Origin of the sequence: Bacillus sp. TL12 (assembly GCF_022625245.1) — a bacterium.
In the GTDB taxonomy this organism is placed as follows: domain Bacteria; phylum Bacillota; class Bacilli; order Bacillales; family Bacillaceae_G; genus Bacillus_A.
The window spans coordinates 1-801 of record NZ_JAJJBY010000173.1 but is presented as its reverse complement, the minus strand read 5'-3'; the positions used below and the strand labels follow the sequence as shown (position 1 = coordinate 801).

The following is an 801-nucleotide window of genomic DNA, read 5'->3' as shown; positions in this document are numbered from 1 at the left end:
CGATTTGCCAACGTAAAGAATACCAATCATGTACTTGTCCCATTGGGACAATATCTGTAGGAGTATTTGTCATATATACATTGATACCGCTAAGTCGTTTACTACGAGGAGAATACTTCATTCCTTTCTTTTTTTCTCTTACAGTTTGATCTTGTAATCGTTTTTGTTGTTGTTTTTTGGTTAGTCGATGAACAATCACACGAGTTGAGACTTTATCAGTCATTCCTACATAAGCGTTGGATATTTCACATGTTTGTCCTGGTTGAAGAGAATTCATTAAAACCTCCATATCTATCTGGATATACTCTGTACCTTTCTTGATTCTGCCATCTTGAAAATAATCAGGATTAGGATTTTTTTGATAAATACGTGTATTCGATTTGATACGTGAGATATAATAAGCCTTTTTATCTTGTATATGTTGAAGATCTTTCAAATGAAAATAACCTAAATCTCGGATACATAAATCATTCGCTGTTACAGTTGGGACACACAGGGAACCGTAGGTTCGATCATGTTGTTTACCTGGACCTGTATGAATATGAAGGAACGTTCCACTTAATAAATCATACTCAAGTTGAATCTTTATCCCCGCTGTATGGCTACATCCTCCTGCACCTGGATAAACAAATGAAAAAGAATCTGGGAGTTGAAATGCGGTTGAATCTAAAATACGAATACGTTTGAAAACAGAAGTATATGGAGAAGAAAGCGGCATAGATGAGGCCAATTTTTGGTTTAATAGTTCAGCTAATACGTGTTGTAAAAGTTGAACGGCCGCTTTATTAAATCGTTGATTCA

At 35.3% G+C, this 801-nt stretch carries 1 protein-coding gene; it reads right to left on the bottom strand.

Translation table 11 applies throughout. The annotated features are described in order from the left end of the window. Nucleotides 1-801, bottom strand: an 801-nt coding sequence (locus LOK41_RS28320; protein WP_241819402.1) for an IS4 family transposase, incomplete at both ends; no start/stop codon positions are given.